Origin of the sequence: Pseudomonas sp. Pc102 (genome assembly GCF_018408275.1) — a bacterium.
In the GTDB taxonomy this organism is placed as follows: domain Bacteria; phylum Pseudomonadota; class Gammaproteobacteria; order Pseudomonadales; family Pseudomonadaceae; genus Metapseudomonas; species Metapseudomonas tohonis.
The window spans coordinates 5,154,061-5,176,214 of record NZ_AP021905.1 but is presented as its reverse complement, the minus strand read 5'-3'; the positions used below and the strand labels follow the sequence as shown (position 1 = coordinate 5,176,214).

25 protein-coding genes are annotated in these 22,154 nt (G+C 66.8%); 10 read left to right on the top strand and 15 right to left on the bottom strand.

Features of this window, described 5'->3' with window-relative positions:
* Positions 1–330 precede the first annotated feature (330 nt).
* The 3 genes from PHLH3_RS23670 to grxD all read left to right on the top strand — a co-directional run bounded on the left by PHLH3_RS23670 (position 331) and on the right by grxD (position 3,439).
* Positions 331–768 carry a hypothetical protein gene (locus PHLH3_RS23670; RefSeq protein WP_111261083.1) on the top strand — a complete coding sequence of 146 codons (438 nt, stop codon included), beginning with the start codon at positions 331–333 and terminating at the stop codon, positions 766–768.
* Positions 769–905: 137 nt separating this feature from the next.
* The gene (locus PHLH3_RS23665; RefSeq protein ID WP_213626000.1) at positions 906–3,014 is read left to right on the top strand and encodes a molybdopterin oxidoreductase family protein; all 2,109 of its coding nucleotides are present in this window, start codon (positions 906–908) and stop codon (positions 3,012–3,014) included.
* Positions 3,015–3,109: 95 nt separating this feature from the next.
* Complete coding sequence (gene grxD, locus PHLH3_RS23660; RefSeq protein WP_111261104.1) at positions 3,110–3,439, top strand: Grx4 family monothiol glutaredoxin; 330 nt, start codon at positions 3,110–3,112, stop codon at positions 3,437–3,439.
* A gap of 57 nt (positions 3,440–3,496) precedes the next feature.
* Here the strand turns inward: grxD and bfr are convergent, their stop codons facing one another.
* The 4 genes from bfr to pyrC all read right to left on the bottom strand — a co-directional run bounded on the left by bfr (position 3,497) and on the right by pyrC (position 6,344).
* The gene (bfr, locus tag PHLH3_RS23655; RefSeq protein WP_173175959.1) at positions 3,497–3,967 is read right to left on the bottom strand and encodes a bacterioferritin; all 471 of its coding nucleotides are present in this window, start codon (positions 3,965–3,967) and stop codon (positions 3,497–3,499) included.
* Between the two features lie 198 nt (positions 3,968–4,165).
* Positions 4,166–4,384 (bottom strand): bacterioferritin-associated ferredoxin, encoded by a 219-nt coding sequence (locus PHLH3_RS23650; protein ID WP_111261086.1) that lies wholly within the window; start codon positions 4,382–4,384, stop codon positions 4,166–4,168.
* 242 nt (positions 4,385–4,626) lie between these two features.
* Positions 4,627–5,301, bottom strand: a complete 675-nt coding sequence (gene rnt / locus PHLH3_RS23645; protein ID WP_173175961.1) for a ribonuclease T — start codon at positions 5,299–5,301, stop codon at positions 4,627–4,629.
* A complete protein-coding gene (gene pyrC / locus PHLH3_RS23640; RefSeq protein WP_213625999.1) occupies positions 5,298–6,344 on the bottom strand; it encodes a dihydroorotase in 1,047 nt (348 codons plus the stop codon). Before pyrC ends, rnt begins: the two co-directional genes overlap by 4 nt.
* A 227-nt stretch (positions 6,345–6,571) precedes the next feature.
* Here pyrC and PHLH3_RS23635 point away from each other — a divergent pair, with 227 nt between their 5' ends.
* The 3 genes from PHLH3_RS23635 (at position 6,572) to gloA (ending at position 9,370) form a co-directional block, all read left to right on the top strand.
* Positions 6,572–7,510, top strand: a complete 939-nt coding sequence (locus tag PHLH3_RS23635; protein ID WP_173176267.1) for an OmpA family protein — start codon at positions 6,572–6,574, stop codon at positions 7,508–7,510.
* 127 nt (positions 7,511–7,637) lie between these two features.
* Positions 7,638–8,855: an argininosuccinate synthase gene (locus tag PHLH3_RS23630; RefSeq protein WP_173175965.1), complete on the top strand. Its 1,218-nt coding sequence runs from the start codon at positions 7,638–7,640 to the stop codon at positions 8,853–8,855.
* A gap of 122 nt (positions 8,856–8,977) precedes the next feature.
* A complete protein-coding gene (gene gloA, locus PHLH3_RS23625) occupies positions 8,978–9,370 on the top strand; it encodes a lactoylglutathione lyase (RefSeq protein WP_213625998.1) in 393 nt (130 codons plus the stop codon).
* Between the two features lie 200 nt (positions 9,371–9,570).
* On the opposite strand, the gene PHLH3_RS23620 is transcribed toward gloA, so the two are convergent.
* The 9 genes from PHLH3_RS23620 to metG form a co-directional block, all read right to left on the bottom strand.
* The gene (locus PHLH3_RS23620) at positions 9,571–9,750 is read right to left on the bottom strand and encodes a hypothetical protein (RefSeq protein ID WP_173175969.1); all 180 of its coding nucleotides are present in this window, start codon (positions 9,748–9,750) and stop codon (positions 9,571–9,573) included.
* A 107-nt stretch (positions 9,751–9,857) separates the two neighbouring features.
* Complete coding sequence (gene nth / locus PHLH3_RS23615; protein ID WP_213625997.1) at positions 9,858–10,496, bottom strand: endonuclease III; 639 nt, start codon at positions 10,494–10,496, stop codon at positions 9,858–9,860.
* Positions 10,497–10,512: 16 nt separating this feature from the next.
* On the bottom strand, positions 10,513–11,058 hold the full coding sequence (locus PHLH3_RS23610) for an Rnf-Nqr domain containing protein (RefSeq protein ID WP_213625996.1): 546 nt from the start codon (positions 11,056–11,058) through the stop codon (positions 10,513–10,515).
* Positions 11,055–11,657, bottom strand: coding sequence for an RnfABCDGE type electron transport complex subunit G (locus PHLH3_RS23605; protein ID WP_213625995.1), 603 nt, complete (start codon positions 11,655–11,657; stop codon positions 11,055–11,057). Before PHLH3_RS23605 ends, PHLH3_RS23610 begins: the two co-directional genes overlap by 4 nt.
* On the bottom strand, positions 11,654–12,655 hold the full coding sequence (locus PHLH3_RS23600; RefSeq protein WP_213625994.1) for an RnfABCDGE type electron transport complex subunit D: 1,002 nt from the start codon (positions 12,653–12,655) through the stop codon (positions 11,654–11,656). Before PHLH3_RS23600 ends, PHLH3_RS23605 begins: the two co-directional genes overlap by 4 nt.
* Complete coding sequence (rsxB, locus tag PHLH3_RS23595) at positions 12,652–14,031, bottom strand: electron transport complex subunit RsxB (protein ID WP_213625993.1); 1,380 nt, start codon at positions 14,029–14,031, stop codon at positions 12,652–12,654. The genes PHLH3_RS23600 and rsxB overlap by 4 nt, the downstream gene beginning before the upstream one ends.
* Positions 14,028–14,579 (bottom strand): Rnf-Nqr domain containing protein, encoded by a 552-nt coding sequence (locus PHLH3_RS23590; protein WP_213625992.1) that lies wholly within the window; start codon positions 14,577–14,579, stop codon positions 14,028–14,030. Before PHLH3_RS23590 ends, rsxB begins: the two co-directional genes overlap by 4 nt.
* Before the next feature lie 101 nt (positions 14,580–14,680).
* Complete coding sequence (locus PHLH3_RS23585) at positions 14,681–15,490, bottom strand: DUF4349 domain-containing protein (protein ID WP_213625991.1); 810 nt, start codon at positions 15,488–15,490, stop codon at positions 14,681–14,683.
* Positions 15,491–15,587: 97 nt separating this feature from the next.
* The gene (gene metG, locus PHLH3_RS23580) at positions 15,588–17,624 is read right to left on the bottom strand and encodes a methionine--tRNA ligase (protein ID WP_173175995.1); all 2,037 of its coding nucleotides are present in this window, start codon (positions 17,622–17,624) and stop codon (positions 15,588–15,590) included.
* A gap of 130 nt (positions 17,625–17,754) precedes the next feature.
* Between metG and apbC the strand changes: the two genes are divergently transcribed.
* On the top strand, positions 17,755–18,846 hold the full coding sequence (gene apbC / locus PHLH3_RS23575) for an iron-sulfur cluster carrier protein ApbC (RefSeq protein WP_213625990.1): 1,092 nt from the start codon (positions 17,755–17,757) through the stop codon (positions 18,844–18,846).
* A gap of 20 nt (positions 18,847–18,866) precedes the next feature.
* Here apbC and PHLH3_RS23570 read toward each other — a convergent pair whose 3' ends face one another.
* Positions 18,867–19,619 carry a hypothetical protein gene (locus PHLH3_RS23570; protein WP_213625989.1) on the bottom strand — a complete coding sequence of 251 codons (753 nt, stop codon included), beginning with the start codon at positions 19,617–19,619 and terminating at the stop codon, positions 18,867–18,869.
* Positions 19,620–19,793: 174 nt separating this feature from the next.
* Between PHLH3_RS23570 and dcd the strand changes: the two genes are divergently transcribed.
* From dcd to PHLH3_RS23555, 3 genes are all read left to right on the top strand, one after another.
* The gene (dcd, locus tag PHLH3_RS23565; protein ID WP_016491514.1) at positions 19,794–20,360 is read left to right on the top strand and encodes a dCTP deaminase; all 567 of its coding nucleotides are present in this window, start codon (positions 19,794–19,796) and stop codon (positions 20,358–20,360) included.
* Between the two features lie 74 nt (positions 20,361–20,434).
* Complete coding sequence (locus PHLH3_RS23560; RefSeq protein WP_244862932.1) at positions 20,435–20,983, top strand: hypothetical protein; 549 nt, start codon at positions 20,435–20,437, stop codon at positions 20,981–20,983.
* Between the two features lie 133 nt (positions 20,984–21,116).
* Positions 21,117–21,320, top strand: coding sequence for a hypothetical protein (locus tag PHLH3_RS23555; RefSeq protein WP_213630748.1), 204 nt, complete (start codon positions 21,117–21,119; stop codon positions 21,318–21,320).
* Positions 21,321–21,324: 4 nt separating this feature from the next.
* Here PHLH3_RS23555 and nadE read toward each other — a convergent pair whose 3' ends face one another.
* Positions 21,325–22,152: an ammonia-dependent NAD(+) synthetase gene (nadE, locus tag PHLH3_RS23550; protein ID WP_173176010.1), complete on the bottom strand. Its 828-nt coding sequence runs from the start codon at positions 22,150–22,152 to the stop codon at positions 21,325–21,327.
* Positions 22,153–22,154 lie beyond the last annotated feature (2 nt).

Sequence of the window (22,154 nt, the reverse complement as noted above, 5' to 3'; positions counted from 1 at the left end):
AGTGCCTCGAAGGGCCCGTGCCAGAGGTGTGCGGGCGTCTTCTTCGGTGTCTGGTCGAGGGGCGGGGCGGAAACCATCCTGAGCGTTAAGCAGAGAGTGCTGCCAGGGATAGCGGCCGGACCGGGTGGCACGAACGCCTGGCCCAATGCGAGGAAATTCGGCGAAAAGGTGGGGTTTGGGAAATTTCCAGAGGACAAATCAGCCTGCATGAACTTATGTGACGCAGGGTGCGTTGCTAGCTTGTGCCGCCTCGAAATCATCCGGTTTCGGGGGCGGGGCCCGCCTATGGATGTTGGGTCCGGCCAGCATGTTCTGATCATGGAGATACCAATGAAGAAGTTCCTCGTACCTGCCGCCCTGGTCGTCGCAATCGCCGGTATGACCGGTTGCAGCAGCTACAACGTCAGCCAGCCGAGCTCACCGCTCAACGGCAACGTCAAGACCGGCCTGAAGGCCGACGTGGCGGTAGGCGAGCCGATCAGTGGCCAGTCCGAAGTGAACATCCTGTTCCACTTCCTGCAGTTCGGCGGCGACTCCCAGTTCGCTGATGGCGTGGTCTACGGCGGTGATGCCGGTGGCAGCCTGCCTTTCGGGCCCGATCCCATCTCGGCGGTGAAATCCGCTGCCGCGTTCAAGGCCGTCAAATCCTCCGGTGCCGACCTGATCGTGGCGCCGCGCTACGAGCTCACCATCCAGGACTATTTCGTCTTCAAGAAAGTGAGCGCCAAGGTGACCGGCAACAAGGGCACCATCCAGTCCATCCGCTGACCCGCGAAGCGAATCGGCAGGCCTGATGCCTGCCGATTCATATCATTGAATCTACTGGCCGACCGATCGATCTGCTTCCATAGTTCTACCCTTGCGACCCGACCGGTCGTCTCGACACAAGAACATGAGGCAAGGCCATGACCAAGTCCGTTCACCACCGTGCATGCCATCTCTGCGAAGCCATCTGCGGGCTGACCATCGAAACCGAGGATCGGGAAGATGGCTCCCGGCACATCCTGTCCATCAAGGGGGATGCCCAGGACAGCTTCAGCCGTGGCCACATCTGTCCCAAGGCCGTTGCCCTTCAGGACATCCAGAACGACCCCGACCGCCTGCGCCAGCCCATGCGCCGCGCCGGCAGCGAGTGGCAACCCATCGGCTGGGACGAGGCGTTCGCACTGGTGGCGGAGCGCATGGCCGACATCCAGGCGCGCCACGGCAATAACGCAGTGGCCGTGTACCAGGGCAACCCGAGCGTGCACAACTATGGGTTGATGACCCATAGCAACTACTTCCTGGGCCTGCTGAAGACCCGCAGCCGCTTCTCCGCCACCTCCGTGGACCAGTTGCCCCACCACCTGGTGAGCCAGCAGATGTACGGCCACGGCCTGCTGATTCCCATCCCCGACATCGACCACACCGATTTCATGCTGATCCTCGGCGGCAACCCGCTGGCGTCCAACGGCAGCATCATGACCGTGCCCGACGTGGAGAAGCGCCTGAAGGCCATCAAGGCGCGCGGCGGCCGCCTGGTGGTGGTGGACCCGCGTCGCAGCGAGACGGCCGCCATCGCCGACCAGCACCTGTTCGTGCGGCCGGGGCAGGATGCAGCGCTGCTGCTGGCATTGCTCAACACCCTGTTCGAAGAGGGGCTTGGCCGTCCGACGCACCTGGCGGTCGACGGGCTGGACGAGGTCCGCCGTGCCATCGCCGCGTTCACCGCCGAGGCCATGGGCCCGCGTTGCGGCATCGATCCCGCCGCCATCCGCCAGCTGGCGCGTGACTTCGCCGCTGCCGGGAGCGCCGTCTGCTACGGGCGCATGGGGGTTTCCACCCAGGCCTTCGGCAGCCTTTGCCAGTGGCTGATCCAGGTGATCAACCTGGTCACCGGCAACGTCGACAGCGTCGGCGGTGTCCTCTGCACGGAGCCGGCCGTGGACCTGGTCGCAACCACTTCGGGCGGTCATTTCAACCGCTGGCAGAGTCGCGTCTCCGGGCTGCCGGAGTACGGTGGCGAGCTGCCCGTCTCGGCCCTGGCCGAGGAGATGCTGACCCCGGGTGAGGGGCAGATCCGCGCGTTGGTGACGGTCGCCGGCAATCCGGTGCTGTCCACTCCCAACGGGCGACGCCTCGAACAGGCCCTCGACGGGCTGGAGTTCATGCTCAGCATCGACCTCTACATCAACGAGACGACGCGCTACGCCGACCTGATCCTGCCGCCCACCGCGCCGCTGGAACATGATCACTACGACACCACCTTCAACCTCTTCGCCGTGCGTAACGTCACCCGCTTCAACGAGCCGGTGCTGGCCAAGCCCCAGGGTGCATTGCATGACTGGGAGATCTTCGTCGGCCTGGCCAAGACGTTCGCGGCGCGTACCGGCGTGGAGCTGAAGCCGACCCTGGAGCCCAGGCAGATGATCGACATGGGCCTGCGCTTCGGCCCCTATGGCGATCGTTCCGAGCACAAGCTGTCCGTCCAGCGCCTGGGCGAGTTCCCCCACGGGCTGGACCTGGGCGCGCTCAAGCCCAACCTGGCGGGTCGCCTGAAAACAACCGACAAGCGGGTGGTCGCAGCCCCCTCGATCTTCCTCGACGACCTGGCCCGCTTCGCCACGCAGGCCGCACCCGAGGAAGGCGGGCTGGTGCTGATCGGCCGCCGTCACGTACGCAGCAACAACTCCTGGATGCACAACTACCACCGGCTGGTGAAGGGCAAGCCGCGTCACCAGCTGCTGATGAACCCAGGCGACCTGGAGCGTCGTGGGCTGGTCGATGGCCAGCGGGTGAAGGTGCGTTCGCGGGTCGGGATGATCGAGGTCGAGGTGGCGGCCAGCGAGGAGATGATGGCCGGCGTCGTCAGCCTGCCCCACGGCTGGGGGCATGCGCGCCCGGGCGTGATGATGGGCATCGCCAGCGAGCAGCCGGGGGCCAGTGCCAACGACCTGACCGACGAGCGGTATCTGGATGCGGTCTCCGGCAACGCCGCACTCAATGGCGTGCCGGTGGAGGTGGTGGCGGCCTGAATGTCGCGGGGCAAGTCCGAGCGTTGAGCTCGGACTTCCGTTACAATGCCGCCATCCTGCCGACCGACGAGTCGGAACGTTCAGCCGAGGTAGCCATGGATATCATCGAAACCATCAAAGAGCAGATCGCCAACAACACCGTACTGCTGTACATGAAAGGCTCGCCGAATGCGCCCCAGTGCGGCTTCTCGGCACGTGCCGCTCAGGTCGTCATGGGCTGTGGCGAGAAATTCGCCTACGTCGACATCCTGCAGAACCCGGAAATCCGCGCCAACCTGCCCACCTACGCCAACTGGCCGACCTTCCCCCAGCTGTGGGTGAATGGCGAACTGGTCGGCGGCAGCGACATCCTCGCCGAGATGTTCGAGAAGGGTGAGCTGCAGCAGCTGATCAAGGACGCGGTGAGCAAGAAAGCCAGCGCCTGATTCCCCGCTGCAAAAGAAAAGCCCCGCCGATGCGGGGCTTTTTCATGTCCGGACGTCTTACTCGTCCATCTGCGACTGCAGGTAGTTCTCCAGGCCGACCTTCTCGATCAGGCCCAGCTGGGTCTCCAGCCAGTCGACGTGCTCTTCCTCGGATTCGAGGATGTCTTCCAGCAGTTCGCGGCTGCCGTAGTCACCGACGCTCTCGCAGTAGGCGATGGCGGCTTTCAGGTCCGGGATGGCGTTGAGCTCCAGCTTCAGGTCGCTGGCGAGCATTTCCTTGGTGTTCTCGCCGATCATCAGCTTGCCCAGGTCCTGCAGGTTGGGAATGCCTTCCAGGAAGAGGATGCGCTTGATGAGCTTGTCGGCGTGCTTCATCTCGTCGATGGACTCGTGGTACTCGTGCTTGCCGAGTTTCTCCAGGCCCCAGTCCTCGTACATGCGCGCGTGCAGGAAGTACTGGTTGATGGCCACAAGTTCGTTGCCGAGGATCTTGTTGAGATGCTGGATGACTTTCTTGTCGCCTTTCATGTGGAGTCCTGCCGTGCAAATGGGTGTAAGTGGTCGAATTTTATCCAGTTGCCCGGCAAAGTCAACGTAAGTTATTGATATGTAAGATAATTTGAATGTGAATAAGAATGTTTAGATTCCGCGTCTTGGCGCTAACTGCTTGAATTGCAGGCATAAAAAAACCGGACGCCAGGTCCGGTTCTTCAAAACTTGTTCAACTCACGCAGGCACGAAACTCGCGGGGTAGGCGAGGGACGCCTGGCTGCTCCGTACGTCCGAGAGGGTTTCACGCACGACCTGCTTGGCGAGGCAGGCGCACTTGCCGCATTGGGTGCCGACGCCGAGGGTCTCGCGGACCTCGCGGTAGCTGCAGCAGCCTTCATAGATCGCATCACGAATGTGGCCGTCAGTGACACCTTGGCAGAGACAGACGTACATGGGTGGGCTCAATGCTCGGTTGTGGGCTTGATGGAAAGCGATACTAATCAGAATGAGAATGATTGTCAAAGTCCGTCCGTCAGGCCCCGTCCCAGAGCGTTTCCGAGGGGGCGGCTGGTTCCAGGCCGATAGTGGGAGGACGCAGCGTCTTGCTGCTCGGTGGCGAGAGGGGTCGAATCCAGACAAAAGAAAACCCGGCATCGGCCGGGCTTCCTTATATAGAGGACGTTGAGGCGGGGACGTCAGTCGTCGTCCTCCATCCAGCCGCCCATCTCCTTCCAGCGGTTGACGATGCCGCAGAACAGCTCGGCGGTCTTCTCGGTGTCGTAGCGCGCGGAGTGGGCTTCGCGGCCGTCGAATTCGATGCCGGCCACCTGGCAGGCTTTCGCCAGTACGGTCTGGCCGTAGGCGAGGCCCGCGAGGGTCGCGGTGTCGAAGCTGGAGAAGGGGTGGAAAGGGTTGCGCTTGATCCCGGTGCGGTTCACCGCCGCGTTGAGGAAGCCCAGGTCGAAGCTGCTGTTGTGCCCCACGAGGATGGCGCGCTTGCAGCCGCTCGCCTTGATCGACTTGCGCAGGCCCCGGAAGATTTCGTTCAGCGCGTGCTCCTCGCTAACCGCCATGCGCAGCGGGTGGTCGAGCTTGATGCCGGTGAACTCCAGCGCCGCCTGTTCGATGTTGGCGCCCTCGAAGGGCTCGACGCGGAAGAAGTGGGTGTGATCCGGGTAGAGGAAGCCCTGTTCGTCCATGGCGATGGTGGTCGCCGCGATCTCCAGCAGGGCGTCGGTGGCCGCATTGAAGCCGCCGGTCTCGACATCCACCACCACCGGCAGGTAGCCGCGGAAGCGGGCGGCCATCGGGTGGCGGGGACCTTGCGGCAGGCTGCCGTCGAGCTCTTCGTCGTACAGGTCTTCGCTCACGCGTTGTCCTCCAGCAGGCGCCAGCGCAGCGTCTCGCCAGCGCGCAGCGGGATCACGGTCTGCTCGCCGAGCGGCAGGCTCGCAGGGGCGGTCCATTCTTCACGGACCAGGGTGATGGTGTCGGTGTTGCGCGGCAGGCCGTAGAAGTCCGGGCCGTTCTTGCTGGCGAAGGCTTCCAGCTTGTCCAGCGCGTTGCGCTGTTCGAAGGCTTCGGCATAGAGCTCGATGGCGGCGTAGGCGGTGTAGCAGCCGGCGCAACCGCAGGCCGCTTCCTTCGCGTGCTTGGCATGCGGTGCCGAGTCGGTGCCGAGGAAGAAGCGCTCGCCGCCACCGGTGGCTGCGTCCAGCAGGGCTTCCTGGTGCACGTTGCGCTTGAGGATCGGCAGGCAATAGAAGTGCGGGCGGATGCCGCCGACCAGCATGTGGTTGCGGTTGTACAGCAGGTGGTGGGCGGTGATGGTGGCACCGACGTTGGCCGAGGCCGATTCCACGAACTGCACGGCATCGCGGGTGGTGATGTGCTCGAAGACCACCTTCAGGGTCGGGAAGCGCTCGACCACGCGACGCAGGTGCTCATCGATGAAGACCTTCTCGCGGTCGAACACGTCGATTTCGCTGCGGGTGACCTCGCCGTGCACCAGCAGCAGCATGCCGACCTCGGCCATGGCTTCCAGGGCCGGGAAGATCGTGTCGATGCGGGTCACGCCCGAATCCGAGTTGGTGGTCGCGCCGGCCGGGTAGAGCTTGGCAGCATGCACGAAGCCGGAAGCCTTGGCCGCACGGATGTCCTCGGGGCTGGTGCGATCGGTGAGGTAGAGCACCATCAGCGGCTCGAAGCGGCTGCCGGCCGGGCGTGCGGCGAGGATGCGCTGGCGATAGCCGTCGGCCTCTTCGGCGTTGCGCACCGGTGGCACCAGGTTGGGCATGATGATGGCGCGGCCAAAGGTGCGCGCGGCATCGGCGACTGTGTTGGACAGCACGGCACCATCGCGCAGATGGATGTGCCAGTCGTCGGGGCGCAGCAAGGTCAAACGGTCGGACATGGGGGGCTTCCAGGCGGGCAAAACTCGTCGTGCATGCTACCGGAAAAGCTTTTTCGGGGCACGCGGGGCTTGTGTTTCAGGGCGTCGGCGGCTTTTCACGATGTGACGGGGGAGGGCGCCACCGCTGGCCTTCTCCTACAAGGGCATGCGTCGAATCCACTCAAGTTTTACCCGACGCCACCGATAGCCCTGGGGAGTGCAGAAATTTCTCCGTGGAGCCCGCCGCCGTGCGCCAGCGCTATGTCGCCCTGCTCAGCCTGTTCGCCAGCCTTCCGGCCATGGCCATTACCTTCCAGACGCGCCTGGAGAAGGCCGAATGGACGGTCGAGGGGGACAAGTTCGAATGCCGCCTGTCGCAACCGATCACCGATTTCGGCAGCGGCGAGTTCGTACGTCGCGCGGGCGAACAGGTGACGTTCCGCATCAAGGCCCGCGAGCGCTGGCTGGGCGCAGGCTCCGCCACCCTGCTGGCCGCCGCCGCGCCCTGGCAGCCAGGACGCGGCGACATCAACCTCGGCGCGGTCAGCGTCGGCAATGGCGATGTGCCCTTCAACAGTTCCCAGCTCCAGGGCGGTCGCCTGCTCGCCGGCCTGCTGGAAGGGCGTAGCCCGCTGGTGCGCCACCGCACCCTGCAGGGGGGCGATGCCATCGAGGTGCGCCTGTTGCCGGTGAAGTTCAACAAGGCCTACAACGACTACCTCGCCTGCACGACCAAGCTGCTGCCGGTCAACTTCGACCAGATCAAGAATGCCCAGGTCGGCTTCGCCGGCGGCGGCACGGCGCTGGACGAGATGGCGCGGGCCCGGCTGGAGATCATCCTCGACTACCTGAAGGCCGATCCCAGCGTCAATCACCTCGAAATCGACGGCCATTCCGACAACGCCGGCAACCGCCTGACCAACCGCGACCTGTCGCGCCGCCGCGCCCTGGCCGTGTACGACTACTTCAAGGCCAACGGCATTCCCGAGTCGCACATGGTCATGCGCTTCCACGGCGAGCGCTACCCGTTGGTGCCCAACAACAACGAAGCCAACCGCGCGAAGAACCGCCGCGTCACCCTCAGCCTGTCCCGCGAGGCCGAGGCGCCTCCTGCAGAAGCCCCCGCAGCCGCTCCCGCGCCGATCATCCCCGAGGCCGACAAGGCCACCCAGGGCGCTGCTTCCTGATTCCGTTCAGGTCGATTCGACGAAAGAATCTGTCGCTTGGTCGTCATTGCCTGTCGCGCCACTGTAATTTGGCCGCCAGGGTCAGTAGAATCACGGGTTTTTCGTACAACCCCGTGGAGTTGATGGCATGGCGGACGTGAAGAAGGTTGTCCTGGCGTATTCCGGTGGCCTGGACACCTCGGTAATCCTCAAGTGGCTGCAAGACACCTATAACTGCGAAGTGGTGACCTTCACCGCCGACCTCGGTCAGGGCGAAGAGGTCGAACCGGCCCGCGCCAAGGCCCAGGCCATGGGCGTCAAGGAAATCTACATCGACGACCTGCGCGAAGAATTCGTCCGCGACTTCGTCTTCCCGATGTTCCGCGCCAACACCATCTACGAAGGCGAGTACCTGCTGGGTACCTCCATCGCCCGCCCGCTGATCGCCAAGCGCCTGATCGAGATCGCCAACGAGACCGGCGCCGACGCCATTTCCCATGGCGCCACCGGCAAGGGTAACGACCAGGTCCGCTTCGAGCTGGGCGCCTACGCGCTGAAGCCGGGCGTGAAGGTGATCGCCCCCTGGCGCGAGTGGGACCTGCTGTCCCGCGAGAAGCTGATGGACTACGCCGAGAAGCACGCCATCCCGATCGAGCGCCACGGCAAGAAGAAGTCCCCGTACTCCATGGACGCCAACCTGCTGCACATCTCCTATGAAGGCGGCGTGCTGGAAGACACCTGGACCGAGCACGAAGAGGACATGTGGAAGTGGACCAAGTCGCCGGAAGCGGCGCCGGACACCCCGACCTACATCGAACTCACCTACCGCGCCGGTGACATCGTCGCCATCGACGGCAAGGACATGACCCCGGCCCAGGTGCTGACCGAGCTGAACCGCATCGGCGGCGAGAATGGCATCGGCCGCCTCGACATCGTCGAGAACCGCTACGTCGGCATGAAGTCCCGTGGCTGCTACGAGACCCCCGGCGGCACCATCATGCTGCGCGCCCACCGCGCCATCGAGTCCATCACCCTGGACCGTGAAGTGGCCCACCTGAAAGACGAGCTGATGCCCAAGTACGCTAGCCTGATCTACACCGGCTACTGGTGGAGCCCCGAGCGCCTGATGCTGCAGCAGATGATCGACGCCTCCCAGAGCAACGTGAACGGCGTCGTGCGCCTGAAGCTCTACAAGGGCAACGTCATCGTGGTCGGCCGCAAGTCCGACGACTCGCTGTTCGACGCCAACATCGCGACCTTCGAGGAAGACGGCGGCGCCTACAACCAGGCGGACGCGGCGGGCTTCATCAAGCTCAACGCCCTGCGCATGCGCATCGCCGCCGGCAAGGGTCGCAAGCTGTTCTGAGCTGGAAGCCGAGAGCCTGAAGCGGGAAGACTTCCCGCTTCGGGCTTCCGGCTTTAAGCTGCCTTCCAAGCCCCGGTCACGAGCCGGGGCTTGTCGTTTCAAGCCAATGAGGAGAAACCGAGATGCGACTGCTGCATACCATGCTGCGCGTCGGCGACATGGACAAATCCATCGCCTTCTACACCGAAGTCCTGGGCATGACCCTGCTGCGTCGCAAGGACTACCCGGACGGCCAGTTCACCCTGGCCTTCGTCGGCTACGGCAACGAGGCCGAGAACAGCGTCATCGAGCTGACCTACAACTGGGGTGTGGACAAGTACGAGCTGGGCACCGGCTACGGCCATATCGCCCTGGAAGTGGCCGATGTCTACAAGGCCTGCGAAGACATCCGCGCCCGTGGCGGCAAGATTACCCGCGAGCCGGGTCCGATGAAGCACGGCACCAGCATCCTGGCCTTCGTCGAAGACCCGGACGGCTACAAGATCGAACTGCTCTCGCCCTCGCGCAACGACTGAGCCGCCAGAGCCTGAAAAGCCCCGCCGATGCGGGGCTTTTTTCCGTCTGCAGGTTGGGGAGAGGCACGAAGCCCAATGCGTCCATGTTCGGCCCTCGGCCCTCGGCGTTGGGCCTCGCCGGCCCGGCGCCGACCTGCGGGGTGTGAAACCCGGCCAACAAAAAGCCCCGCATCGGCGGGGCTTTCGGGCGGCTTCACAGATCAGAAGTCGAAATCGTAATCGGACAACTGCTTCTGCAGGCGGCGCTCTTCCAGGTAGTTGTCGATGATGCGGCGCTTGGTCAGGTTGGTCTTGGCAACTTCGACGGGAGTTTCGCCTTCATCGCTGTCTTCGGCGACGAAGTCTTCCTCGGTCTCGATCTCTTCTTTGCCTGTGCTCATACGGTCACTCCACGATGCGGGGCGCTATTGGCGCACCTTATAGCGACAAAGCCGGAGCCGGTAAAAAAGATTTTTTCAATCGAAACATTGGGCGATTCAATGAAGCTTCAATCGTCCGAGGTTTTCGCCTTGTATTCGCACAGGTCCTCGATCCGGCACGCGCCGCAGCGCGGCTTGCGGGCCACGCAGACGTAGCGGCCATGCAGGATCAGCCAGTGGTGGGCGTCGAGCAGGTAATCCCTTGGTACGAATTTGAGCAGCTTCTTCTCCACCTCCAGCACGTTCTTGCCGGGGGCGATGCCGGTGCGGTTGCTGACGCGGAAGATGTGCGTGTCCACCGCCATGGCCAACTGGCGGAAGGCCGTGTTGAGCACCACGTTGGCGGTCTTGCGACCGACGCCGGGCAGGGCCTCCAGCGCCTCGCGCTCCTGCGGCACCTGGCTGCCGTGCTTCTCGACGAGGATGCGGCAGGTCTCGATGACGTTCTTAGCCTTGCTGTTGTAGAGGCCGATGGTCTTGATGTACTCCGACAGCCCCTCCACACCCAGCGCATGAATGGCTTCCGGCGTGTTGGCCACCGGGAACAGCCTGGCCGTGGCCTTGTTCACCCCGACATCGGTGGCCTGGGCGGAGAGGATCACCGCGATCAGCAGTTCGAAGGGCGAGGAATAGGCCAGCTCGGTCTTGGGCTCGGGGTTGTCCTCATGCAGGCGGCGGAAGATTTCCAGGCGTTTGGCGGCATTCATGGTCGAGGGCTTCTGATTAGGGTTTGAGGCGCGCTAGCGCCAGGAGCAGGCCGAGGAGGATAAGGCCTCCCGGTGCCGAGGCGAAGAGCGGCAGGCCATCGGCCGCGGCCTGCCAGTGCAGGGCTCCGAGGCCCAGCCACTCGCCATGGGCCAGCAGGCTGGCATGGCCGAGCAGTTCCCGCAGCGCGCCCAGTGCCAGGGCGAACGACGCGAACACCAGCCCCTGGCGCAGGCCCATGCCAGGGCCGGCCGGCTCGTGCGCCACCAGCAGCAGGCAGGGCAACGCCAGCAAGGCGAGGAAGGGGCCGAGCGCGCGCAGCAGTTCGAACGCTGCGGCCTGCATCAGCAACTGCGCGGCGCCTATCAGCGCGCCGGCGAGCAGCGAGGCGCCGAGCCACAGGGCGCGCCCCTGGAGCAGCCGGCGCAGGGTGGGCAGCGCCGCGCCGAATAGCGTCAGCAGCGGCAGGGCGACCAGGGTGATGCCCAGCGCCTTGACCAGCAGGTCGCTGGTGCCCAGCAGCGGCGCCAGGCAGAGCAGCGGCAGGGGGCCCACGGGCTTCATGGCGCCGCTCCCAGCAAGTGCTCGCGATGGCTGTCGAAGTAGCGCAACCCCTGCTGGGTCGCGGCGAGCACGGCACGCGAGGTGAGGGTGGCACCGGCGATCTGGTCGAATCCGCCGCCATCGGCCCTGACCCGCCATTCCCCGGGCCGGGCGCCGAGCGAGACGCCGTCCAGGCTCGCCAGCCAGGGGCTGCGTGAGGGTTCGATGCGATCGCCGATACCGGCGGTCTCGCGGTGCTCCAGCACCTTGCTGCGTAACAGGCGGCCGTCCGGGGCGATGGCCAGCAGCAGGCGGATCGGGCCTTCGTACCCTTGCCCCGTGACGGGCAGGAGCAGCGCCACCACCTGGCCCTCGCGGCGGGCCCGCCACGCCGAGCCGGGCGCCGGGCGGCCCAGGGCTTCGGCATCCGGGAGGGCGACGGGCTCGCGCAAGGGGTGATTGTCATAGCTGCCGGGCGGCAGCAGGTCGAGCAGCGCGCGCTCCTCGGCCGCCTGGCGCGCCTCGTCGATGCGCGGGGCGAGGCCCAGCTGCAGGGCGACCAGCAGGGCGGTTCCCGCCAGCGCCAGGGCCAGCAGCGTCACCAGGGCGCGGCCGTTCATCGGCGTTCGCTCCACGCCGCCAGGCGTTCCAGTGTCGGCACCAGCAGGTTCATGGCCAGTACCGCGAAGGCCAGCCCGTCCGGGTAGCCGCCCCAGGTGCGGATCGCATAGACCAGCAGGCCGACGCCGACCCCGAACAGCAGGCGCGCACGGTCGCTGGAGGGGCCGGAGACCGGCTCGGTGACGATGAAGAAGGCGCCGAGCATGGTGGCGCCGGAGAACAGGTGCAGCAGCGGCGAGCCGTTGGAGTCCGAACCGCTGCCGTTCCAGCACAGCAGCGCGATGACGAACAGTGCGGCGAGCAGGCCCACGGGCGCGTGCCAGCGGATCACCCGCTGCTGCAGCAGCAACAGGCCGCCCGCGAGGAAGGCCAGGTTGACCCACTCGACTCCGCGCCCGCCGACGCCCCCGAAGGCATTGTGACTGGCGAACAGCTCGTCGATGGTCAGGCGATCGTTGTGGCGCAGGCTGTCCAGCACCGTGGCCTGGCTCCAGCCGTCCACCAGGCCGTCGCCGATGCCGAACACCTGGTGCGCTGTGGCCCAGAGTCCATGGACATGACCTGCGGCGGGCCAGTGGGTGAACTGTGCGGGGAAGGCCAGCAGGGCGAGGGCGAAGCCGAGCATCGCCGGGTTGAAGGGGTTGTGGCCGAAGCCGCCGAACAGCGACTTGCCGAGCAGGATGGCGCTCGCGCTTGCACACAGCGCCAGCCACCAGGGCGCGTAGGGAGGCAGCGCCAGCGCCAGCAGCACGGCGGTGACCAGGGCGCCGCCCTCGGCCAGGGGCGCCAGGCCGAACAAGGCGTCGGTCGGGGCGATGCGCTGGTTGCGCAAGTGCCGGACCAGCGCCTCGCAGGCCAGCGCCGTGGGGATGGCGATGGCCAGTTGCACCAGGGTGCCGCAGCCGTATTGCCAGAGCAGTGCGAACAGGCCCGGCAGGCAGGCCAGCAACACCAGGCGCATGCCTGGGCGCGGGTCGAAGCCGGGCTGCTCGGTCATGATGCCGCGTGCCCGTCGAGCTGCGCCTGGGCGCGCTCCAGGCGTTCACGGGCGCGGGTCAGTGCCTGTTCGTCGACGGGCTGGCGACGTTCCAGCTTGCTCACCTCGGCGCGGGCCATGGCCAGCTCGGTCTTCAGGGCGCGCAGGGCCGGGTCGATGGGGTTCTTGTCGATGCGTTGCAGGTCCGGCGGGGTCTTGCCGCTGGCGTCCTCGGCGGCGTGCAGTGCCTGCTCGGCATCGGCCAGGGCCTGGCGCAGGGGGCCCAGCTCCGTTTCGGTCGCGCCCCGCGCCTCGGCGCTGCGCAGTTCGGCGCGGCGGCTGACCAGGGCGATCTTCGCCTGCTTCAGCGCGGCCATGCCCGGCGTGGGGGCGGCGGCGGCCTGGGCGCCCTGCAGGCGATCCAGCTCGGCTTCGGCCTGGGTCACGACGCCACGCAGCTCCTCCAGTTGGGCGCGTTGCTCGGGCGTCGGCTCATCGCCGAAGGCCTTCTCCGCCTTGGCCAGCTGGGTGCGGCCCATGGCAGCGGCGATCTTGGCCTTCTTGTAGGCGGCTTCGTCGAAGGCCGCCACCGGTGCCTGGTTGGCGGCTTCCAGCGCGGCCTGTGCCCTGGCGTTGGCGACGCGCAGCGCTTGCACCTGGGCGGCGATGTCGGAGGTGCCATAGACCTCCAGCTGCTTCTCGGCCTTGGCCAGGGCGACCCGGGCCTGCGCGGCCTCGATCTTCAGGCGCTTCTGCAGGTCGGTCTGGGTGCCGGCGGCGGCCTTCTGTGCCTTGACCCGCTCGATGGCGGCCTGCACCGGGTCCGGGGTGGCCGCGGCCTGCTGCCGCGCCTGTGCCTGGGCGGCCCTGGCGGCACGGGCTTCGCGCTCTGCCAGGCGGCGGGCTTCGTCACGGGCGAGGCGGCGGTTGCGTTGTTCGTAGCGGCGGCGGAACTGGTCGGCGTGCTGGCGCTGCAGGCTGGCAGCGGGCTCCGCCAGGGGCAGGATGTCGATGCAGTCCACCGGGCAAGGGGCGACGCACAGCTCGCAGCCGGTGCATTCGTCGGCGATCACCGTATGCATCTGCTTGGCGGCACCGACGATGGCGTCCACCGGGCACGCCTGGATGCACTTGGTGCAGCCGATGCACTCGGCCTCGCGGATGAACGCCAGCTGTGGCGGCACCGGGCCGCCGGGCGCCTCCAGGGGCAGGGCCGGCACGTGCAGCAGATCGGCCAGGGCGATGATGGTGGCGTTGCCGCCGGGCGGGCACTTGTTGATCGCCTCGCCCCGGGCCATGCCTTCGGCGTAGGGCTTGCAGCCGGGGTGGCCGCATTTTCCGCATTGGGTCTGCGGCAGCAGGGCATCGAGGCGCTCGACCAGCGCGGCCTGGTTCATGCCGCCACCATGCCGTTGAAGCCGAGCAGGGCAACGCCCATCAGCCCGGCGCAGACGAGCATCACCGGCAGGCCGCGGAAGGGCGCGGGCACGTCGGCCGCCTCCACACGCTGCAACAGGTCGTCGAACAGGCGCAGGGCGACCCAGAAGCCGATGCCGCCGCCGATGCCCAGGCCGATGGCGCTGGTGAAATCACCGGCAGCGGCCAGCAGCATGGCGCCCAGTGCCGCGCCGTTGCCCAGCAGCAGGGGCAGCAGGCCGTCGCGGGGCAGGCGCGGCGCTGCGCGGGCGAGCAGGGCGAGGCTCGCCCAGGCCAGCGGCAGCAGGGCGGGGATGAACAGGGCGATGCCCAGGTAGCCGAGGCCCAGGGGCGCGAGCAGCCGGTCCAGCGCCCAGGCCAGCGGCGTGGCGAGTGCCAGCAGCAGGCCGCCGGCCAGCGCCAGGCTGCGGCTGCGGGGCTGGCGCAGGGCGTCGGTGCCCAGGGGCAGGACGAGAATCAGGTTGTTGACCAGCGCTGCGCCGAGCAGGGCGAGGATGAAATCAGTCATGGTCAGGGGCGTCGGGTCTATCGAAAAGGCCGCGCATTATCCGGGATGCCGCCGGAGCGGTACAGGGCCGCGCGGTCGCGGCCCTTGTCAGCAAGGCTAGCTCAGGGCTGGGCGGCGGCCTTGCCGCGACGCGTGGATTTGCGCCACAGCCAGCGCACCAGCAGCGCCAGGGGGAAGAGGATGATCACGAAGGGGATGCCGTAGCCGAGCATCTCCAGGGCCTGGGCTGTGCCCTCGGTGGCGTTGTCCAGCAGGCCGGCGGCGGCATCGCCGATGCGCGACAGGCGGCTCGGGCGCTGCTGGTCGGTGGTGAAGTCCAGGGTCAGCAGGTTGGTGGCGATGCGGCGCTGCTGCTGGGCGGATTCCTGGGCGGTGGCGGCCAGCTGCACCTCCAGCTCGGCCATTTCCCGGGCCAGGGCCAGCAGGTCGGCGACGGCCAGGTCCTTGCGCCCCTGGAACGCTTCCAGGGTCTTGTACTGGCGCTCCAGGCGCTCGCGGGTGCGGGCGTTGTCGCCCACGGCCTGGGCCAGGTCCTCGGCGCGGGTGTTGCGGCTTTCCAGCGTGCCGCCCTCGGCCGCCAGGGCGACCATCTTCTCCACGCCTTCGGGGACGATGCGCAGCACCAGCTGGCCGGCGCGGTAGCCGCCCTGGCTCTGCTCGATGGCCAGCAGGTCGCAGGTGCCGAAGCGGCCGTCATTGCAGGCTTCCCGGGCGGCGGCCAGGCGCGGGGCAACCTTGTCGGCGGCGAGGTGGATGGAGACCTGGTGCTCGTAGGCGAGGAAGGCGCCGGGTTTCGAGGCTTCGCCCCTGAAGGCGGCTGCGCCTCCCGCATCACCTCCCTTGCTCGATTCGGAGCAGCCAGCCAGGGCGGTGAGGGCCAGCAGCAGGGGCAGGGTCCAGTGCTTGATCATGTGCGTTCCTTGCGTGGTGTCGCGTGGTTTGTCGGTTCCTGAAACGACGAAGCGCCTGGCCGGTGAGCGGGCAGGCGCTTCGTGAGGGACAGCGTGCCTACTTCACGCGCTGGCCGGGCTTGGCGCCGCTGTCGGGGCTGAGCAGGTAGATCTCCTCGCCACCGGGGCCGGCGGCCAGGACCATGCCTTCGGAGACGCCGAACTTCATCTTGCGCGCGGCCAGGTTGGCCACGTACAGGGTCAGGCGGCCTTCGAGCTTGCTCGGGTCCGGGTAGGCGCTCTTGATGCCGGAGAACACGTTGCGCTTCTGGTCGCCGATATCCAGGGACAGGCGCAGCAGCTTGTCGGCCCCTTCGACGAACTCGGCCTTCTCGATCAGCGCGATGCGCAGGTCGACGGCGGCGAAGGCGTCGAAGCCGATCTCGGCGGCCAGCGGGTCCTTGGTCAGCTCGCCGTTGCCGGCGGGGGCCGGTGCGGCGGCGGCCAGGTCTTCCTTGGACGCGGCGACCATGGCTTCGATCTTCGCCGGCTCGATGCGGGTCATCAGCGGGGTGAAGGCGTTCAGTTGGTGGTCGGCCAGCAGCGTCTCGTGGTCGGCCCAGCTCAGCGGGGCGACGTTGAGGAACTGCTCGGCAGCGGCGGAGAGGTTCGGCAGCACCGGCTTGAGGAAGATCACCAACTGGCGGAACAGGTTGACGCCTGCGGCGCAGACGGCCTGCACCTCGTCCTGCTTGCCTTCCTGCTTGGCCAGGGCCCAGGGCGCCTTGTCGGCGATCCAGGCGTTGGCACGGTCGGCCAGGGCCATGATCTCGCGCATGGCGCGGGCGAAGTCACGGTTCTCGAAGGCCTCGGCGATGCTCGGCGCAGCGGCCTTGAACTCGGCGAACAGCTCGGGCGCGGCATTGGCGGCCACCAGGCGGCCGGCGTTGCCCTTGTGGATGAAACCGGCGCAGCGGCTGGCGATGTTGACCACCTTGCCCACCAGGTCGGAGTTCACCTTCTGCACGAAGTCCTCGAGGTTCAGGTCGAGGTCGTCCACGCCGCGGCCCAGCTTGGCCGCGTAGTAGTAGCGCAGGTATTCCGGGCTCAGGTGGTCGAGGTAGGTGCGCGCCTTGATGAAGGTGCCGCGGGACTTGGACATCTTCTGCCCGTTCACCGTCAGGTAGCCGTGCACGTTGAGCGCGGTCGGCTTGCGGTAGCCGGCGCCTTCGAGCATGGCGGGCCAGAACAGGGCATGGAAGTTGACGATGTCCTTGCCGATGAAGTGGTACAGCTCGGCGCTGGAGTCCTTGCCCCAGAAGGCGTCGAAGTCCAGCTCCGGACGGCGCGCGCAGAGGTTCTGGAAGCTGGCCATGTAGCCGATGGGGGCGTCCAGCCACACGTAGAAGTACTTGCCCGGGGCGTCGGGGATCTCGAAGCCGAAGTAGGGGGCGTCACGGCTGATGTCCCACTCCTGCAGGCCGGCGTCCAGCCATTCGGCGATCTTGTTGGCCACCGACTCCTGCAGGGCGCCGCTGCGGGTCCACTGTTTCAGCATGGCGTCGAAGTCGGGCAGCTTGAAGAAGTAGTGCAGCGACTCCTTGAGCACCGGCGTGGCGCCGGAGATGGCCGACTTGGGGTTCTTCAGCTCGGTGGGCGAATAGGTGGCGCCGCAGGACTCGCAGTTGTCGCCGTACTGGTCTTCGGCCGCGCATTTCGGGCAGGTGCCCTTGATGAAGCGGTCGGCCAGGAACATCTGCTTGTCCGGGTCGAAGTACTGGGTCACCGGGCGGGTGGCGATGTGACCGGCGTCGCGCAGCTTGGTGTAGATGCTGCTGGACAGCACACGGTTCTCGTCCGAGTGGGTCGAATGGTAGTTGTCGAACTCCACCAGGAAGTCGGCGAAATCGGTGGTGTGCTCGGCGCGCACGTTGTCGATCAGCTGCTCGGAGGTGATGCCCTCCTTCTCGGCGCGCAGCATGATGGCCGAACCGTGGGCGTCGTCGGCGCAGACGTAGATGGCCTGGTTGCCGCGCATCTTCTGGAAGCGCACCCAGATGTCGGTCTGGATGTACTCGACCATATGCCCGAGGTGGATGGAACCGTTGGCATAGGGGAGGGCGCTGGTGACGAGGATCTTGCGGGCTTCGGTCATGGTGATCGGCTGCACTGGGAACACGGGAAAGTCGGTAACTATATAGGCGCGGCGGGGCATTTTCATCTGTTGCATGGGCTTTGGGTTAAGATGCCCGCCTGTTTCGCTCGGTCTTTTCCCGGAGTTTTCCATGCCTGTCACCCGCGCCGTGGTGGAAGCCACGCTTCGCCAGTTCACCGATCCCCACCTTGGCCAGGACCCGGTCAGCGCCGGCTGCCTGCGCGAGGTCGACATCCAGGGCGGCAAGGTCCACGTACGCCTGGAATTGGGCTACGCCGCCGGCCTGTTCAAGAGCGGCTGGGCGCAGATGCTGCAGATGGCCCTGGAGAACCAGGACGGCATCGACTCGGCCAAGGTCGAGGTCGACTGCGTGATCGAGCCGCACAAGGCCCAGGCCCAGGTGCCGGCCCTGGCCAACGTCAAGAACGTGATCGCCGTGGCCTCGGGCAAGGGCGGTGTGGGCAAGTCCACCACTGCCGCCAACCTGGCGCTGGCGCTGGCCCGTGAAGGCGCCCGCGTGGGCATCCTCGACGCCGATATCTACGGCCCGAGCCAGGGCATCATGTTCGGCATCGCCGAGGGCACCCGCCCCGAGGTACGCGACCAGAAGTTCTTCGTGCCGATCAAGTCCCTCGGCGTGGAGGTCATGTCCATGGCCTTCCTCACCGATGACAACACGCCGGTGGTGTGGCGTGGCCCGATGGTCTCCGGCGCGCTGATCCAGCTGATCACCCAGACCGCCTGGGACGACCTCGACTACCTGGTGGTGGACATGCCCCCGGGCACCGGCGACATCCAGCTGACCCTGGCGCAGAAGGTGCCGGTGGCCGGCAGCGTGATCGTCACCACCCCGCAGGACCTGGCCCTGCTGGACGCGAAGAAGGGCGTGGAGATGTTCCGCAAGGTCAACATCCCGGTGCTGGGCGTGGTGGAGAACATGGCCGTGCACATCTGCTCCAACTGCGGCCATGCCGAGCACCTGTTCGGCGAAGGCGGCGGCGAGAAGCTGGCGGCCCAGTACGGCGTCGACCTGCTGGCCTCCCTGCCGCTGTCCATGGCCATCCGCATGCAATCCGATGGCGGCAAGCCGACCACCGTCGCCGACCCGGAAAGCCAGATCGCCATGATCTACCAGGAAATGGCGCGCTGCGTCGGCGCGCGCATCGCGCAGTCCGGCATGGGCGCCGGTGCCATGCCGACCATCACCATCAGCGACGACTGATGTCGCACAGCGGTGGGGGCTCAATCGCCCCCACCGCCGCCACACCCTCCGCCGCATCCGCCTCCACTGTCCCCGCCGCCGTCCGAACCGCCCCCATCGCTCGATGAATCGCTGCCGTGATGGCTGCCGCCCGTGCCGCTGCCGTCGCCGAAGTCGCTGGAGCCGTAGCCCGAGTCGCTGCCGACGAAGTCCCCGCCGCAGTAGATGACGCCGCTGCCCGAGTCGCCGCCGTCGTTGCGCCGTACGCCCTTGCAGTCGGCGACATAGAGGAAGCCGCCGACGATGCCCAGGCGGCTGTCCAGGTCGAACAGCAGCGGCACGCGGCCGGGCCGCTGCGGGTCGATGCGTTCCTGTTCGCAGGCGTACCACCAGCAGCGGCGCAGGCCGGCGTCGGCCTGGCGGGCGTTGCCCGAGAGGGTGCGCGCCGGGCGGTGGTGCAGGAAGCGGCCGAAGGCCTGCTGGCAGAAGCGCTTGTATTCGCGGGTGTCGAGGATGAAGGCGTGCCACAGGTCGTCCACCACCTGGGAGGGCATGGAGACGTAGCCGTAGCCGCTCTTGAGGTAGCAGAGGAAGTACTGGCGCAGGCCGGCGCTCACCAGCATGCAGTCTTCCAGGCTCAGCTGCGGATGGCGTTTGCGCAGTTCGTCGAACAGCCAGGGCGCCGGGCGGAACTCGCGGATGAAGCGTTCCCGGCCGCTTGCGCGGCGGCGCTTGAAGAACGAGAAGGAAAAGACGGCGAAGAACAGGCCGGGGATGATCAGCCAGGGGGTCATGGTGGGTCCTTTCTCCACAAGGGCGGGCCAACAGTGGCGCACTCGGCGGCATCGCCACAAGCCCCGCTCGGCGGCACTGGGCGCCAGGGCACGCTCCCGGTCGCTGCCCTTTGCCCGAAAGGCCCGCGCCCGGTAAGATTCGCGATCATTTTTCACCTTCACAGGACCCCCGCCATGAGCATCAAATCGGACAAGTGGATTCGCCGCATGGCCCAGGAACACGGGATGATCGAGCCCTTCGTCGAGCGCCAGGTGCGCGGCGCGGACGACAGCCGGGTGATTTCCTATGGGGTGTCCAGCTACGGCTACGACGTGCGCTGCGCGGCCGAGTTCAAGGTCTTCACCAACATCCACTCCGCCGTGGTCGACCCGAAGAACTTCGACGAGAAGAGCTTCGTCGACATCAACAGCGACGTCTGCATCATCCCGCCGAACTCTTTCGCCCTGGCCCGCACCGTCGAGTACTTCCGCATCCCGCGTGACGTGCTGACCATCTGCCTGGGCAAGAGCACCTACGCGCGCTGCGGCATCATCGTCAACGTCACCCCGCTGGAACCGGAGTGGGAAGGCCACGTGACCCTGGAGTTCTCCAACACCACCAACCTGCCGGCGAAGATCTACGCCCACGAAGGCGTGGCGCAGATGCTTTTCCTGCAGTCGGACGAAGCCTGCGAAGTCTCCTACCGCGACCGCGGCGGCAAGTACCAGGGCCAGACCGGCGTCACCCTGCCCAAGGCCTGAGTCACCTGCCACACCAGAGAGCCGGGCCCTTGCCCGGCTTTTTCATGCCTCTCTCCAGTCAAGGGAACTGACGAATGAACCTGCTCAAACCTGTCCTGTTCATCCTGGGCCTCGGCTTCTGCGCGCTGCTGCGGGCCGAGGAGCTCAACGTGGTCAGCGGCACCGAGGCCTTCGGCCTGCCCGCCACGGCCACCCGCGCGCAGTTCGTCGAGCGCCTGGGCCCGCCGACGGCCGAGCTGCCGATGTACGGCAAGCGGCGCGGGCTGCTGTATGGCAATTCGATGATGCTGGTGTTCCTCGGCGACCGCCTGCGCGAAGCGCGCTGCTGGGAGCTGGGCGGCTACAACGACAGTCTGTTCCTCGGCTGGATGCAAGGCGTGGGCGAGCGCGGCGCGAACTGGCGTTTCAGCCTGGATGGCCAGTTGCGCCTGGGCCAGCGTCGCGAAGAGACGGGCCCCTGGCTGCAGGGGCTGGAAGGCACTGGCGACGAGCGTTCGGACCTGGTGGTGAAGAATGGCAGCGAGGTCTGGCTCGGCTATGGCTTCGAGCCGGAGTACCGCCAGGGCGACGAGGACCAGCCGGTGCTGGTCTCCATCACCGTGCACTTCAACGACCGCCCGTAGGAGCGAGCTCTGCTCGCGAAGCCTTTGACGGCTGAAGCCGGGCTACAGGTCGGCGGGGACGGATATAAGCGGAATTCTTCGATTGATGCGGGGCTCTAATGCTTGAAGCCACTGTGAACGCCGGAGGATTGCCATGCGCTCCCAGATCATCATCGAAGCCCTGACGCCCAGTGCCAGCGCACTGGTGGACGCCATTCTCGCCCGCAGCGACCCGTCGCTGGTGCTGCAACAGGTGCCGGGGCCGGACAGCCCCGAGGAACCGGGCGAACCCACCCAGCCCCACGAGCCGGGCGAACCGACCCTTCCCGACCAGCCGCCGCCCGCACCCGTGGTGTAGCGCCTCAGGGCACCAGCGGTAGGTCGCGCTTGTGCTGGGTGGCGTCGTAGGTGCGCACGATGATGTCGTAGGCCTCCTGGCGCACGGTCTCGCCGTGCAGGAAGGCGTCGATCTCGGCGTAGCTGACGCCATGGGCCTCTTCGTCCGGCTTGCCGGGGCGCAGCTCTTCGAGGTCGGCGGTCGGCACCTTCTGCACCAGGTTGTCCGGCGCACCCAGGTAGCGGGCGATGGCGCGCACCTGGTTCTTCACCAAGCCGGAGAGCGGTGCCAGGTCGCAGGCGCCGTCGCCGAACTTGGTGAAGAAGCCCATCACCGCCTCGGCGGCGTGGTCGGTGCCGATCACCAGGCCGTTGTTGGCGTTGGCGATGGCGAACTGCGCGACCATGCGGATACGCGCCTTGATGTTGCCGACCACGAAATCGCGGCGGGCGTCGCTCAGCGCCTGCAGGTGGGTGACCTGCTCACCGAGGCCGATCACGCTGTTGGCGATGTTCACCGTGTCCTCGACATCGGCGCGGATGAATTTCAGCGACTCCTGGGCATCGTGCTCGTCGTGCTGGGTGTTGTGCGGCAGGCGCACGGCGATGAAGCGATAGTCCGGGTCGCCGGTCTCGGCGCGCAGCTCCTCCACCGTCAGCTGGGCCAGGCGGCCGGCGGTCAGCGAATCCACGCCACCGCTGATGCCCAGCACCAGCACCTTGAGCCGCGCGTTGCGCAGGCAGGTCTTGATGAACGCCTTGCGCCGCTCGATCTCGGCCTGCAGGGCGGCCTCGTCGGCGAAGGGGGGTACCACGTCCAGGGCGGCGGCTATCTCTTTCTGGCGATTGCTCATGA